Annotated in this window: 13 protein-coding genes; 11 read left to right on the top strand and 2 right to left on the bottom strand. The window is 68.7% G+C overall.

Annotation, left to right across the window (positions count from 1 at the left end; genetic code table 11):
• Positions 1-10 precede the first annotated feature (10 nt).
• From FBR43_RS13440 to FBR43_RS13400, 9 genes are all read left to right on the top strand, one after another.
• A complete protein-coding gene (locus tag FBR43_RS13440; RefSeq protein WP_136943585.1) occupies positions 11-520 on the top strand; it encodes a DUF2793 domain-containing protein in 510 nt (169 codons plus the stop codon).
• Between the two features lie 128 nt (positions 521-648).
• Entirely contained in the window at positions 649-1,779 is a 1,131-nt protein-coding gene (locus FBR43_RS13435) for an OmpA family protein (RefSeq protein ID WP_136943584.1), read from the top strand.
• A gap of 212 nt (positions 1,780-1,991) precedes the next feature.
• Positions 1,992-4,142 (top strand): TonB-dependent receptor, encoded by a 2,151-nt coding sequence (locus tag FBR43_RS13430; RefSeq protein WP_136944224.1) that lies wholly within the window; start codon positions 1,992-1,994, stop codon positions 4,140-4,142.
• Positions 4,143-4,245: 103 nt separating this feature from the next.
• Positions 4,246-4,725: a PH domain-containing protein gene (locus FBR43_RS13425; protein ID WP_136943583.1), complete on the top strand. Its 480-nt coding sequence runs from the start codon at positions 4,246-4,248 to the stop codon at positions 4,723-4,725.
• A complete protein-coding gene (locus tag FBR43_RS13420; protein ID WP_136943582.1) occupies positions 4,722-6,215 on the top strand; it encodes a PH domain-containing protein in 1,494 nt (497 codons plus the stop codon). The genes FBR43_RS13425 and FBR43_RS13420 overlap by 4 nt, the downstream gene beginning before the upstream one ends.
• 184 nt (positions 6,216-6,399) lie before the next feature.
• Positions 6,400-8,580 carry a primosomal protein N' gene (locus FBR43_RS13415; protein ID WP_136943581.1) on the top strand — a complete coding sequence of 727 codons (2,181 nt, stop codon included), beginning with the start codon at positions 6,400-6,402 and terminating at the stop codon, positions 8,578-8,580.
• Between the two features lie 43 nt (positions 8,581-8,623).
• The gene (locus FBR43_RS13410) at positions 8,624-8,821 is read left to right on the top strand and encodes a type II toxin-antitoxin system VapB family antitoxin (protein WP_136943580.1); all 198 of its coding nucleotides are present in this window, start codon (positions 8,624-8,626) and stop codon (positions 8,819-8,821) included.
• Positions 8,818-9,219: a type II toxin-antitoxin system VapC family toxin gene (vapC, locus tag FBR43_RS13405; RefSeq protein WP_136943579.1), complete on the top strand. Its 402-nt coding sequence runs from the start codon at positions 8,818-8,820 to the stop codon at positions 9,217-9,219. Before FBR43_RS13410 ends, vapC begins: the two co-directional genes overlap by 4 nt.
• Positions 9,220-9,244: 25 nt before the next feature.
• Entirely contained in the window at positions 9,245-10,756 is a 1,512-nt protein-coding gene (locus tag FBR43_RS13400) for a S1C family serine protease (RefSeq protein WP_249276597.1), read from the top strand.
• 226 nt (positions 10,757-10,982) lie between these two features.
• Here the strand turns inward: FBR43_RS13400 and FBR43_RS13395 are convergent, their stop codons facing one another.
• Complete coding sequence (locus tag FBR43_RS13395) at positions 10,983-11,654, bottom strand: DUF2490 domain-containing protein (RefSeq protein ID WP_136943577.1); 672 nt, start codon at positions 11,652-11,654, stop codon at positions 10,983-10,985.
• A 116-nt stretch (positions 11,655-11,770) separates the two neighbouring features.
• Between FBR43_RS13395 and fsa the strand changes: the two genes are divergently transcribed.
• Complete coding sequence (gene fsa, locus FBR43_RS13390) at positions 11,771-12,424, top strand: fructose-6-phosphate aldolase (RefSeq protein ID WP_136943576.1); 654 nt, start codon at positions 11,771-11,773, stop codon at positions 12,422-12,424.
• A 4-nt stretch (positions 12,425-12,428) separates the two neighbouring features.
• The gene (locus FBR43_RS13385) at positions 12,429-13,340 is read left to right on the top strand and encodes a tyrosine recombinase XerC (protein WP_136943575.1); all 912 of its coding nucleotides are present in this window, start codon (positions 12,429-12,431) and stop codon (positions 13,338-13,340) included.
• Between the two features lie 7 nt (positions 13,341-13,347).
• On the opposite strand, the gene FBR43_RS13380 is transcribed toward FBR43_RS13385, so the two are convergent.
• Positions 13,348-13,947 carry a DedA family protein gene (locus FBR43_RS13380; RefSeq protein WP_136943574.1) on the bottom strand — a complete coding sequence of 200 codons (600 nt, stop codon included), beginning with the start codon at positions 13,945-13,947 and terminating at the stop codon, positions 13,348-13,350.
• Positions 13,948-13,992 lie beyond the last annotated feature (45 nt).

The raw sequence follows: 13,992 nt of genomic DNA, 5'->3' as shown, positions 1-13,992 counted from the left end.
GGAAAGCAGGATGATCGACACGACCGACCGCTGGGCGCTGCCACTGCTGCATGCGGGGCAGGCGCAAAAGGAGATCACGCACAACGAGGCGGTGGTGCTGATCGACGCGCTGCTCGCGCCCGTGGTCGAAGCGCGCGACGTAACGAACCCGCCCGCCGCGGCCGCACCCGGCCAGTGCTGGGTGGTGGCCGGCGGCGCGAGCGGCATCTGGGCGGGCCGCGACAATATGCTGGCGGTGTGGACCGCGGGGGGATGGCGCTTCGTGGCTCCGCGCGAAGGCATGTGCGTATGGTCGATCGCCGAGGGCATGGAATTGCGCTTTCGCGACGGGGCGTGGCACGCCGGTGCCGTGCACGCCGCCGCACTGTTCATCGAGGGCGCGCAGGTGGTAGGACCGCGTCAGGACGCCATCCCGACGCCCGCGGGCGGCGGCACGCAGGACAGCGAGGCGCGCGAGGCCATTGCCGCGATCCTTGCGGCGTTGCGCGGCCACGGACTGATCGCGCCCGAGGCGGCCTAGGCGGCCGCCTGCCGCCGCTGCGTGTGGCGTTCGGGCAACACCGACAACTTTGTTTCGCTTGCGTGGAAACCAACCGAAGTATAGGGAGTTTGCGCTGTCCGTAGTGACAACTGAGAAAGGGGATTTCTATGCGGAAAGTTGCCGTAGCAGTGGCGCTCGCGACCACCGCGCTCAGCACTCCCGCCCTTGCCCGCGATGGTGCGTGGTATGTGGGCGTGGAAGGCGGCGCGATGATCGTCGAGGACATCGATTATGATCTCTCGACCCCGGCAGGTGGCGTGACGTCGATCGATCATGATTATGGTTGGGACGTCGACGGCATCGTCGGCTATGATTTCGGCGCATTCCGCCTCGAGGCCGAAGTCGGCTATCGCCGCGCCGGCGTCGATGCGCTGCGTTCGACGGCGACGACGCCGGTCGTCGGTCCCACGGGTGCCGTCGCGAACATCGGTGCCGGTCAGTATGACGGCGCCGGCGGCCGTACCTCGGCGCTGAGCTTCATGCTCAACGGTATGCTGGACTTCGGCGACGACCAGGGCCTGCAGGGCTTCCTGGGCGGCGGTGCGGGTGTGGCCCGCGTCAAGGCCGAGGATTATTCGCTCAACAACAACGGTCCGTTCCTCGACGATTCGGACACGGTGTTCGCATGGCAGGCGATCGCGGGCGTCCGCGCGCCGCTCAGCCAGAATGTCGACGTCTCGCTGAAGTACCGCTTCTTCAACGCCGACGATGTTCGCCTCGTGAACATCTCGGGTCGCGAATATGACGGTCGCTTCCGGTCGCACAGCATCCTGGGTGGCCTGATCTTCAACTTCGGCGCACCGGAAGTGGCACCGCCGCCTCCGCCCCCGCCGCCCCCGCCCCCGCCGCCTCCCCCGCCGCCGCCGCCGCCTCCGCCCGAGGTGGTCTGCACGCCGGGACCGTATATCGTGTTCTTCGAGTGGGATCGCTCGGACATCACGCCGGAAGCAGCGAGCATTCTCGACAATGCGGTTTCGGCCTACAGCAGCTGCGGCAACGCGCAGGTCATGCTGGCGGGTCACGCCGACAAGTCGGGTGCGGCGAGCTACAACGTCGGTCTGTCGCAGCGTCGCGCCGATGCGGTTCGCTCGTACCTGAGCGGTCGCGGCATCCCCGACGGCGTGATCTCGACCGAAGCGTTCGGCGAGAGCCAGCCGCGCGTCGACACCGCCGATGGTGTGCGCGAGCTGCAGAACCGTCGCGTGGAAGTCACCTATGGTCCGGGCGCCGGCATGTAATTGCCGCCGTCAAGGCTTTGAAAATCGGGGAGGTCGGGCAACCGGCCTCCCCTTTTTTTGTGCGCATGGCGGCTCGCGTGTTCGCTCTGCGAACATCCATGAGAAAATGCGGATTTGCTATTGTGACTTTATATCGTCGCGTTATGTAGGGGCGATTCCAGTCATCAGGGCGGACCCCAATGCTTTTTCGTACCGTGCTTTGCGCTTCCTCGATGCTCGTCGGAATTCCCGCACTTGCCGCGGAGGACGAGCGGCCCAAGCCCACGGCCGCAAGTGCGGCCGACCAGCGCGACCATGAGGACGTGCCCGAGAACATCATCATCACCGCACCCTATCAGCGCGACCAGATCGACGTGCTGTCGGGCACCACGGTGTTGCGCGGCGCCGAACTGACTCGGCAGATCCGGCCGACGATCGGCGAGACGCTCGCGCGGCAGCCCGGCGTATCGTCGACGGCGTTCGGCCCCAACAGCTCGCGGCCGGTGCTGCGTGGCTTCCAGGGCGACCGCATCCGCGTGCTGACCGACGGCATCGGCTCGATCGACGCCTCGACCAACTCGGTCGATCATGCGCCGGTCATCAACCCGCTGCTTGCCGACCGCATCGAGATCCTGCGCGGGCCTTCGGCGCTGCTGTTCGGATCGTCGGCGATCGGCGGTGTCGTCAACGTCATCGACGGACGCATTCCGCGCGACCTGCCCGACGAGGCGATCCATATCGATGCGATCGGCACCTATGGATCGGCGGCCGAGGAGCGGTCGATCGCGGGCGAGCTCGAGGCGCGGATCGGCGGCAATCTCGTGGCGCATGTCGACGGCAGCTACACGCGTACCGACGATTTGCGCACCGGCGGCTTCCTGCTGGCGCCGACGTTGCGTGGCATCGCGGCGGCGAGCGACGAGGAGGAGGTGCGCGAGAACGCCGCCCTGCGCGGCCGCCTGCCCAACAGTTCGGCCGAGACCTGGGAAGTGGCGGGCGGACTCTCGGTCGTCACCGATCGCGGCCATCTGGGCTTTTCGGTGAGCCGCTACGAGAGCAATTACGGCATCCCCGGGCGCATCGAGTTCCAGCACGAGGAAGGCGAGGATCACGATCACGATCACGACCACGACCATGACGACGATCACGGCGACGAGCATGGACATGACGAGGAAGAGCATGGCCACAGCCACGAGAATGTAAGGCTCGCGCTGAAGCAGACGCGCTTCGACATTCGCGGCGAGATCGAGACCGACAGCGGGCTGCTCGACCGCATTCGCGTGCGGCTCGCCGCCGCCGACTATCGCCATGACGAGATCGAGGAATCGGGGGAGATCGGCACGAGCTTCTTCAATCAGGGCTATGAGGGCCGCATCGAGCTGGTGCAGCGCGCGATCGGCGGCTGGCGCGGCGCCACGGGCGCGCAGGTATTCATCCGCGACTTCAACGTCATCGGCGAAGAGAAGTTCGTGCCGCGCAATACCACGCAGCAGGCTGGGCTGTTTACGCTCCAGTCGTTCGACATGGGCGCGCTGCGGCTCGAGGCGGGCGCGCGCTACGAGAATACGCAGCTCAAGGCGCAGGCCGATGGCGATATCGGCACGCCGCGCATCCGCCGGAACTTCGATGCATTCTCGGGCTCGGTCGGCGCGTCGCTGGCGCTGGGCGAGGGCATTCGTGCAGGCGTGAACCTGTCGCGCAGCGAGCGCGCGCCTTCGGCTGAGGAGCTGTTCGCAGCGGGTCCGCATGCCGGCACGCAGGCGTTCGAGATCGGCAATCCGGGCTTCGAGAAGGAAAAGAGCTGGGGCGTCGAGGGCACGCTGCGCGGCGGCGTCGCCGGCGTCACCTTTGCGCTGGCGGGCTTCTACAACTGGTTCGACGACTTCATCTACCAGACCCCCACGGGCGAGGAGGAAGACGGGCTGCCCGTGTTCCTCTATGCGCAGCAGGCTGCGCGCGTCTGGGGCTTCGAGGCTGAGGCATCGGCACGGCTGGCGCAGCTCGGCGAGGTGGCGATCAATGTCGATGGGCTTGCCGACTATACGCGCCAGACGATCGAGGGTGAGGGGCCGGCGCCGCGCATCCCGCCGCTCCGCCTGCTCGGCGGGCTCGAGGCGCAGGCGACGCAGTTCGGCGCGCGCGTCGAGGTCGAGCATGTGTTCGAGCAGGACCGCGTCGCCGCCTTCGAACTGCCGACGCCCGACTACACGATGGTCAACGCCGCGGTCTCGTTCCGTCCGTTCGGTGCGGGCAACGCGACGAGCCTGATCGTCTCGGCGAACAACATCTTCGATGTCGAGGCGCGGCGCCATGCCAGCTTCCTCAAGGATTTCGCCCCGCTCGCCGGGCGCGACATCCGCGCGACAGTGCGCTTCCAGCTCTGACGCGCCGCAAAGGCTCGTCCTTGCGCCGGTCCCACGCGGCGCAAGGACGGGCGATCGCGCGAATTGCGCTTGAGGCGCGGCGCACGGGTGGCATAGTGGCGTAATGCACCCGCCCGTAACTCTCACATCGCTCGAACCCGGCCAGCGTCGCGTGATGCAGTTGGCGGCGCTGCTTCCGGCACTTGCGCTGCTCGCCGTTTCGGCGGGGATCGGCGCGGCGCTGTTCGCGAAGGACGTGCCGCTGCCGTGGTTGCCCGCCGCGCTCGCGGTGCCGGCGGTACTGTTTCTTGTGCTGGTGATGCCGGTGCGCGCCTATCGCGCCTGGGGCTGGGCGCTCGCCGAGGACGAGCTGCATGTCGCGCATGGCCTGTGGTCGCGCGTCCACACCGTCGTGCCGCTCAGCCGCGTCCAGCATCTCGACGTGGCGCAGGGCCCCGTCGAGCGCGCGAACGGCGTGGCGCGACTGATCGTGCATACCGCCGGCACCGCGCACGCGACGGTGACGCTGCCCGGCATCTCGCGCGATACCGCCGAGCAACTGCGCGACGTGATCCGCGCGCAGATCCGCAGCGAACCCTGGTGAGCGCCAACGAAACCGCCGACGCGCCGACGGTGCGCCGGCTGCATCCCGGCACGATCGGCATCACGCTGCTGCGCCAGGCACCCTCGACGCTGCTGGGGCTGCCGGCGATCCTGGCGCTGATGTCCGATACGGGATTGCTAATCGCGATCGCGATCGCCGCGGTGGGCATGGCGGTTGCCGGCATCTTCGCCTGGCTCAACTGGTCGCGCTTCACCTATGCCATCGGCGCCGACAGCGTCGTCATCGAAAGCGGGGTGTTCAGCCGCAACCGGCGCGTCATTCCGTTCGCGCGCGTGCAGGACGTCGATATCGAGCGCAAGCCGCTGCACCGGCTGTTCGGGCTTGCCAAGGTAACGCTGGAGACCGGCGGATCGGGCGACGACGAGGGCGATCTCGACAGCGTCGGGATCGAAGAAGCGCAGCGGCTGCGCGCGGTTGTCCGCGCGCGTGCGACCGGAGCCATCATGCAAAGTGCGGCGCAACCTGCCGAAGCGGCCGCCTCGCCTCGATCGCGCGTCCTGTACGCCATGTCGCTGTCGCGTGTTCTGGGCTGGGGCCTGTTCAACTTCTCGTTGATATGGCTCGCGGTCATCTTCGGCGCGCTGCAATATGTTGAGGACTGGACGAGCATCGACCTTTACGATCGCGACCTTTGGGAAATGCTGCGCGACCGGAGCGCGCGCTATGTGGTGGCGAGCGCGGCGTGGGTTGCGCTCGCGGCCGCGCTCGGATTGCTGGGCGTCGCGGCGGGGCTGATCCGCACGCTGCTGCGCGACTATGGCTTCACCGTTGCCGACGAGGGCGGCCGCTATCGGCGTACGCGCGGGCTGCTGACGCACAGCGAAGCGGTGATCGCGCTGCCGCGCGTGCAGCTTGCGCGCATCGACACCGGTTGGCCGCGCCGGCGACTGGGGTGGATGCGGCTGCGCGTCCAGACGCTGGCGACCGACGACAAGGCGCGGATGCCCGAGATCGCGCCGTTCGCGCGCGGCGGCGAGGTCGATACGCTGCTGGCGCCGCTCGCGCTTGAGCGCGTCCATCCGGCGCTGCTCGAACGCGTGTCGAGCGGGCATGTCGTCCGCGCGATCCTGCGGCAGGTGGGCGTCCCTGCCGCCGCGATCGTGATAGCGGCGCTGTTCGCCCCGGCCGCGCTGCTGCTCGGGTTGCTCCTAATCCCCGCGCTGGCGCTGGCGCTGCTGCGACGGCGCTACCACCGCTTCGCGCTGATCGACGGCATCCTCCATGTCCAGCGCGGCGTGCTCACGCGGCAGACGTGGATCGTGCCGCCGCGCAACGTGCAGGCGGTGACGATCCGGCGCGGCCCCGTACAGCGGCTGCTGGGGCTGTCGACCGTCGTCGCCGACACCGCCGGCGCGCCGATGCTGGGCGGCGTTATGGTGCAGGACGTGGCGCATGACCGTGCCTGGGCGCTGGCGGCGGCGCTGCGCGAGGCGCGCCTTGCCGCTTCGGCGGCGCGAAGCGGCGCTTAGGGTCGTTTTCAGCTGCGCTGAGTCGGCACCGTCCCTCTCCCCCACCCGGCCACCCATGAGGATAGCCTGACTGGGTGGCCGGGTGGGGGAGAGGGACGGTGCCGCCCTGTTTCAGCTTTGCTGAAACAGACTCTAGGCGGGCAGCGGCGACGGCGCCCTTTCGCCCGCCGGCTCGATCGCCGATATGGGGGCGATGCCTTCCTCGCGTGCCCGTGTCATCGTCCTGAACGCAGCCCTTGGCCCGCTCGATTATCGCGTGCCGCACGGGATGACGGTCGAGCCCGGCTCGATCGTCGTCGCGCCACTGGGGCCGCGACAACTGCTCGGCGTCGCATGGGAAGCGGATCGGTTGCCCACCGAGGAAGTCGGCGACAACCGCCTGCGCAACCTGGCCAGCGTCGCCGATGCGCCGCCGATCCCCGAGGCGCTGCGCCGGCTGGTCGAGTGGACCGCGGGCTATTATCTGGCGCCGCTTGCGAGCGTGCTGCGGATGGCGCTGGCCTCGACCTCGGCGCTCGAGGGCGCGAAGCTCGCGATCGAGTATCGCGCGACGGGCGTGGTGCCCGACCGGCTGACGCCGCAGCGCGCGCAGGCAATCGAGCGCATCGGCGAGCGGCAGGGCATCGTGCGCGAGCTGGCGGCGGTGGCGGGGGTTTCCGATGCCGTCATTCGCGGGCTGGTGAAGGCAGGCGCGCTCGAAGGCGTCGAGGTCGATATCGACCAGCCCTTTGCGCTGCCCGATCCCGATCATGGCCCACCGACGCTGGCAGGCGAGCAGGCGGAAGCAGCGGCGACGTTGCGGCAGGCGGTGGATGCGGCGGCGTTCCAGCCCTTCCTGCTCGACGGCGTCACCGGATCGGGCAAGACCGAGGTCTATTTCGAGGCGGTCGCCGCCGCCATCGCCGCCGGCCGGCAGACGCTGGTGCTGCTGCCCGAGATCGCGCTGACCGAGCCGTTCCTCAAGCGTTTCCAGGCGCGCTTCGGCTGCGCGCCGGTGGCGTGGCATTCGGACCTCAGGCAGTCGCAGCGCCGCCGCGCGTGGCGCGCGATCGCGAGCGGCGAAGCGCTGGTGACGGTGGGCGCGCGATCGGCGTTGTTCCTGCCCTATCCCAATCTCGGCCTGATCGTGATCGACGAGGCGCACGAGACGAGCTTCAAGCAGGAAGACGGCGTGCACTATCACGCGCGCGACGTGGGCGTGATGCGCGGGCATTTCGAGCGATGCCCGGTGATTCTCGCCACCGCGACGCCGGCGATCGAGACGCGTCAGCAGGTGGCGCTGGGTCGCTATGCCGAACTCAAGCTGCCCGGCCGCTATGGCGCCGCGCAGATGCCCGCGATCGAGGCGATCGATCTGCTGCGCGAACCGCCCGAGCGCGGGCGCTGGATCGCGCCGCGCCTCGTCACCGCGATCGACGCGACGATCGAGCGTGGCGAGCAGACGCTCCTGTTCCTCAATCGCCGCGGCTATGCGCCGCTGACGCTGTGCCGCCATTGCGGGCATCGGTTCCAGTGCCCCAACTGCACCGCCTGGATGGTGGAGCACCGGCTGATCCGGCGATTGGCATGCCACCATTGCGGCCACGTCATCCCCACGCCGCGCGCCTGCCCCGAATGCGGCGAGGAGGAGCATCTGGTCGCCTGCGGTCCCGGCGTCGAGCGGATCGCCGACGAGGCACGGACGCTGTGGCCCGATGCCAGCGTCGCGATCGTCACCTCGGACACGATCTGGTCGCCCGCGCGCGCCGCCGAGTTCGTCGCGCGCATGGAAGCCGGCGAGATCGATATCGTCGTGGGCACGCAGCTCATCACCAAGGGCTATCATTTCCCCAACCTGACGCTGGTGGGGGTGATCGACGCCGATCTGGGCCTTGCGGGCGGCGATCTGCGCGCCGCTGAGCGGACGTTCCAGCAGATCATGCAGGTGGCGGGAAGGGCAGGGCGCGGCGCCAAGCCGGGGCATGTCTATATCCAGACCACCGATCCCGCAGCACCGGTGATGCAGGCGCTCGTCTCGGGCGATGCCGAAAGCTTCTACGCCGCCGAAACCGAGGCGCGGCGCGACGCCGATGCGCCGCCCTTCGGCCGCTTCGCTGCGATCGTGGTGTCGAGCGAGGACAAGGATGCAGCGCTCGACGCCGCGCGCGCGATCGGGCGGGCGGCACCGCAGATCGAGGCGATGCAGGTCTATGGCCCCGCCCCCGCGCCGCTCGCCATGCTGCGCGGACGCCACCGCTTCCGCCTGCTCGTCCACGCGCGCCGCGCCTTCGACGTGCAGGACGCGATCCGCGACTGGCTGAGCGGCGTCGAATGGCCGGCCAAGGTGCGCGTGGTGGTCGACGTCGACCCGTACAGTTTCTTGTAAGGGGCCACGGCAATGTGTATGATCCGGCCAAAGGATACACATTATGCGCACCAACATCGTGATCGATGACGAATTGATGGCGCAGGCGATGGCGATCGGCGATGCCGCCACCAAGCGTGAGGCGGTCGACAAGGCGCTGCGTGTCTATGTCCGGCTGGGCCGGCAGCGCGAGCTTCTGGCGCTGTTCGGCACGGTTCCCGACTGGGAAGGCGATCTGGACGCTATGCGCTCCGGATCGTGATCTTCGTCGATTCGAGTGTGTGGATCGCTGTGCTGCGCGGCGAGCGATCGGCGCAGACCGAACGGTTCCGTTCGCTGGCACTGGCGGACCAGCTGTGTACCGGCGACATCATGCTGACCGAAGTGTTGCAGGGCGTACCCGAACCGGCGCGGTTCGAGCGGACGCGCGCGCGGATGATGGCGATCCCCATCCTGCCGGTGTGCGATACCCGCAGCGCGCTGCGCGCTGCCGAACATTATCGCACGCTGCGCAGTCTGGGGGTTACCATCCGCAAGACCATCGACACGTTGGTGGCGACCCGCTGCATTCTGCTCGACCTGCCATTGCTGCACGCTGACCGCGACTTTCAGCCCTTCGTCACGCATCTGGGCTTGCGCGATGCGATGGTGGAGGGTTGAACGCCGTCATCGATGGGCGGGGAAGATGATGGCGCGACTGTTTTTTCTGCTCGTTCTGCTGTGCGTCGCTGGCATGCCCGCGCGCGCCGACGATATCTCGGCGGCGGGGCGCGGCGTGGTGCGGATCGTCACCATCGCGATCGTCGAGGACGAGGTGGTGGGCTTCGGGCATGGATCGGGCTTCGCGGTCGCGCCCAACCGCGTCGTCACCAACGCGCATGTCGTCGAGCTCGCGGCGCGCTACCCCGGCAACGTGCTGATCGGCGTGGTGCCGTCGGAGGGCGATCGCTCGTTCCAGGGCCAGCTCGTCACCGTCGATCCCAATCGCGACCTCGCGCTCATCGCGTTCGATGGCGTGCGCCTGCCGCCGCTTGCGCTCTACAATGGCCCGGTCACCGAGGGTGAGACGCTGGTGTCGCTTGGCTATCCGGGCAATGTCGATCTCGCGACGGCGCGTTCGGCCGCCGATTTCATCACGCCGCTGTCGCCGGTGCGCAGCCAGGGCAATTTCGCCGGTGCGCGCGTGCTGGCGGGCACGCAGGTGCTGCTGCACACCGCCGGCATCGCGCGCGGCAATTCGGGCGGGCCGCTGCTCGATCGCTGCGGGCGCGTGCTCGGCGTCAACTCGGCACTGACGCGCGCCGATGATGGCGATGCGGGCTTTGCGTTCGCCATCGCCAATGTCGAGCTCGCCGCATTCCTGCGCGAAGCGGGGCAGGCGGCGGCGACGGTGGGCGTGACGTGCACGAGCATCGAGGAGCGGCTGGCGAGCGACCGCGATGCCGACGCGCAGGCCAAGGCCGATGTCGAGGCGCGCCGGCGCGACGCCGAGGCGAGGGCCGCCGCCGCGCGGGCGCTGCGCATCGAGCAGGCGCGCGCCGACAACGAGACCGCGCGCGAGAATGTGATGGCGCTGGCGGCTCTCATGCTCGTGCTCGGCGCATTGGCGGTGGGCGCCGGCGGCCTGCTCGAACAGCGCGGACGGCGCCGCCACGCTTTATGGTCGGCAGGCGCGGGCCTGCTGCTGATGGCGGGGGCGGCGATCGCCTTCTTCCTTCGCCCCGATTTCGATGCCGGCGCGATCGCCGCGCCCGGTACTCCCGAGCCGACGCCGACCGCGGGCAGTGCGGCGCTCGGCACGTTGCAATGCACCGTCGATCCCGCGCGAAGCCGCATCACCGTGTCAGCGGGCGACGAAGTGACGCTGCAATGGGGCGGCGACGGCTGCGTCAACGGACGCACGCAATATGCCGAGGCCGGCGGCGCGTGGGAGCGCGTGCTGGTGCCGGCCGAGGAGCAGACCGTATCGGTACTGCGCTTCGATCCGGCGACGATGACCTATTCGAACACGCGCTATCTGCTGTCGGCGACGCAGATGGACGCGGCACGGCGGCTGCGCGCCGGCGTCGAGCTTAAGCAATGCTCGCGTGACAGTGCGCCGCGTGCGAACCTCGCGACGCAGCAGGCGGCGATCCGCTCGGCGCTGCCGCCGCTGCCCAACGAACGCATCGTCTATCGCTGCAAATCGACGGGCTGACGCCGCGCTGCGGCAAGCCGCTGTTCCGACCCGGCCGCGACCCGGCTAGAAAGGCTTCGGGCAAGCGCCGGAAGCGCGCGGGTGGGGTCGTGTTCGATGCGGATAGTGGCGGTGTTGCTGGTGCTGTGGGCAGCGGTGGGAATGGTACGCGCCGGGCCGCCCGAACCCGGCACGCCGATCCCGGCGAAGGAAACCGCAGCGCCCTGATCGTCGCCGGGGCTCTGCCTCAATCGGGGGTCCACAACAGCTGGACGAACGCCACATGATCCATCGCCGCGCGCCGGCCGGTGGTGGGCGGGTCATATTGGTTGAGATAGGCAAGCTCGAGCCGCAGCGTATCGCCCATGGGGATGCGGACGCCCGCCTGGTTGCGCATCCGCGCCCATCCCTGCTGACGGTTCCAGTCGACGCGCGTCGCGAAGAAGCTCTCGTGGCTGAGCGTCAGTTGCGGCGCATTCTCGTCGCCCAGCGGCACGCGGGCTGACAGGCGCGGGCGTGCTCGCCACTGAATGCCGTCGCCATCGTTGCGAAAGCGCTGTTCGGTCTGGATCTGGAACCGCAGCTGCGTCGCGCCCACCATCGCGATCGGGAAATTGGTGCGCTGGCGCAGCCGGTTCTCCACCGTCTTGGCGCCGCCGCCTTCGGATTCGTTGCGCTGATAGCCCAGGCTCACCGCCGCATCGCCGGGCAACGCATGCGTGACGTAGAGCGCCTGAAGACTCTCATACAGGCCGCCATCGCCGTCGGAAAAGCGCAGTGTCGTGTCGATCTCGATCTTCACGCGCTCGGCGACGGGCAGTTGCGCCGAGGTCATCACCCAGAGCTGCGCGTCCTGTTCCTGCGCATGTGCGGCGGGCACGGTGGCCAGCGCCAGCAGGATCGGCAATAGGCGGCGCATGGTATATCCCGTCGGGCAGGCTGTACGCCTGCGGCCCGCCACGATATGGGCGGGCGAACGGCAGCGCCTATCGCCGCTGCCCGCCAACCTCAACCGACGATCGGGATGCAGCCGCGATGAAATTCTTTGCCGATACCGCCAATGTCGACGACATCCGCGACCTGGCCGATGCCGGGCTGCTCGACGGCGTCACCACCAACCCCTCGCTCATCCACAAGGCGGGCCGCGACTTCATCGAAGTCACGCGCGAGATCTGCGGGCTGGTGTCGGGCCCGGTGTCGGCCGAGGTCGTGGCGCTCGACCACGCCGAAATGATGCGCGAGGCCGAAATCCTGCGCAAGATCGCGCCCAATGTCGCGGTGAAGGTGCCGTTGACGATCGACGGCCTCAAGACCTGCAAGGCACTGACCGACGACGGCACGATGGTGAACGTGACGCTGTGCTTCTCGGCCAATCAGGCGCTGCTGGCGGCCAAGGCGGGCGCGACCTTCGTGTCGCCCTTCGTCGGCCGGCACGACGATATCGGGTTCGACGGCATGGCGCTGATTGCCGACATCCGCACGATCTACGACAATTACGCCTTCGATACCGAAATCCTCGTCGCCAGCGTGCGCCATCCGGTGCATGTGCTCGAGGCCGCGAAGATCGGCGCCGACGTGATGACCGCGCCGCCCGCGGTGATCCGCCAGCTCGTCAAGCATCCGCTTACCGACAAGGGGATCGAGGGCTTCCTCGCCGACTGGGCCAAGACCGGCCAGAAGATCGGCTGAGGCGATGGCGGCGGCTGGCGACGATGCCGTTATAGGCAGTACGCCGCTGCCGCTCGCCTTTGCCCGGCATCTTGCGCGCGACCGGCGGCGCTCGGCGCATACGGTGCGCGCTTATGGTGCCACCGCCGAACGACTGACGGCGTTCCTCGCGCGGCATTGGGGCGGCGCGGTCGATGCGCGCGCGCTTGCGGCGATCACCACTGCCGATGTGCGCGCCTATCTCGCCGCACGGCGCGGCGAGGGGCTGGCCAATGCCTCGACCGCGCGCGAATTGTCGGCGGTGCGGGCCTTCCTTGCCTTTGCCGGTGTCGAAGCGCCGCGTCTCAAAGGGCCGCGCGTCGGCAAGGGCGTGCCGCGCCCGATCGCGCCCGACGAGGCGGTGGCGCTCGCCGAGGAAGTCGACGAGGACGCCGCCGAGCCGTGGATCGGCTTACGCGACTTCGCGGTACTGCTGCTGCTCTACGGCGCGGGTCTGCGCATCGGCGAGGCGCTGGCACTGACCGGCGCGTCGCTGCCGCTCGGCGAGACGCTGGCGGTGACGGGCAAGCGCGGCAAGACGCGCATCGTGCCATTGCTGCCGCAGGTGCGCGTCGCGATCGAGCACTATGTCGCCGAATGTCCCTGGCCGATGGCGCGCGACCTGCCGTTGTTTCGCGGCGCCAAGGGCGGGGCGCTGTCGCCCGGCGTGGTGCGCGTGAGCGTGCGCAAGGCGCGGGCGCGGCTGGGGCTTGGCGAGCGGACGACGCCGCATGCGCTGCGCCACAGCTTCGCCACGCATCTGCTGGGGCGCGGCGCCGATCTGCGCTCGCTCCAGGAGCTGCTTGGCCATGCCAGCCTTGGCTCGACGCAGATCTATACCGCCGTCGATGCCGCGCATCTGCTCGACGTCTATCGCAACGCGCATCCGCGCGCGTGACTGCTGCCTATTGCTTGGGGCGCCAGGTGAACACGCGGTAGAGATAGAGCAGCACTACCGCACCGATCAGCACCAGCGCGACGGGGCCGTAATATTGTTCGAACTGGCCGAACTCGTTCTTGAGGATATATCCCGCGCCGATCAGCACGCAGTTCCAGATCGCGGTGCCAAGCGTCGTCCAGAACAGGAATTTCCAGAGCTTCATGCGCAGCATGCCCGCGGGCAGCGAGATCATCGTGCGCACGGTGGGCAGGAAGCGCGCCCAGAACACGATGACGCGATCATAGCGCGTGAAGATGCCGACGATCTTTTCGACCTCGGCCCAGTCGAGCGTCAGCCAGCGGCCCCAGCGATCGATGATCGGGCGGAAACGCGCATAGCCCACCACCTGCCCAATGACGTACCAGACATAATTGCCCGCCACCGCGCCCAGCGTGCCGGCAAGCACCGCGCCGCCGAAATCGAGGCGGCCATCGGCCACCGCCATGCCCGTCAGCCCCATGATGACTTCGCTCGGAATGGGCGGAAAAACATTCTCGAGGAACATGGCGATGGCGATGCCGATATAGCCCCAGGCTTCGACGAGATCGATCAGGCGGTCGGTCATGTGGCGGTGTCAGTCCTTGAAAGTGCCGGCGAAGGATAAGGGATG

Origin of the sequence: Sphingomonas baiyangensis (genome assembly GCF_005144715.1) — a bacterium.
In the GTDB taxonomy this organism is placed as follows: Bacteria; Pseudomonadota; Alphaproteobacteria; order Sphingomonadales; family Sphingomonadaceae; genus Sphingomonas; species Sphingomonas baiyangensis.
The sequence above is the reverse complement of the archived record's forward strand: the minus strand, read 5'-3'. Positions and strand labels throughout refer to the sequence as shown.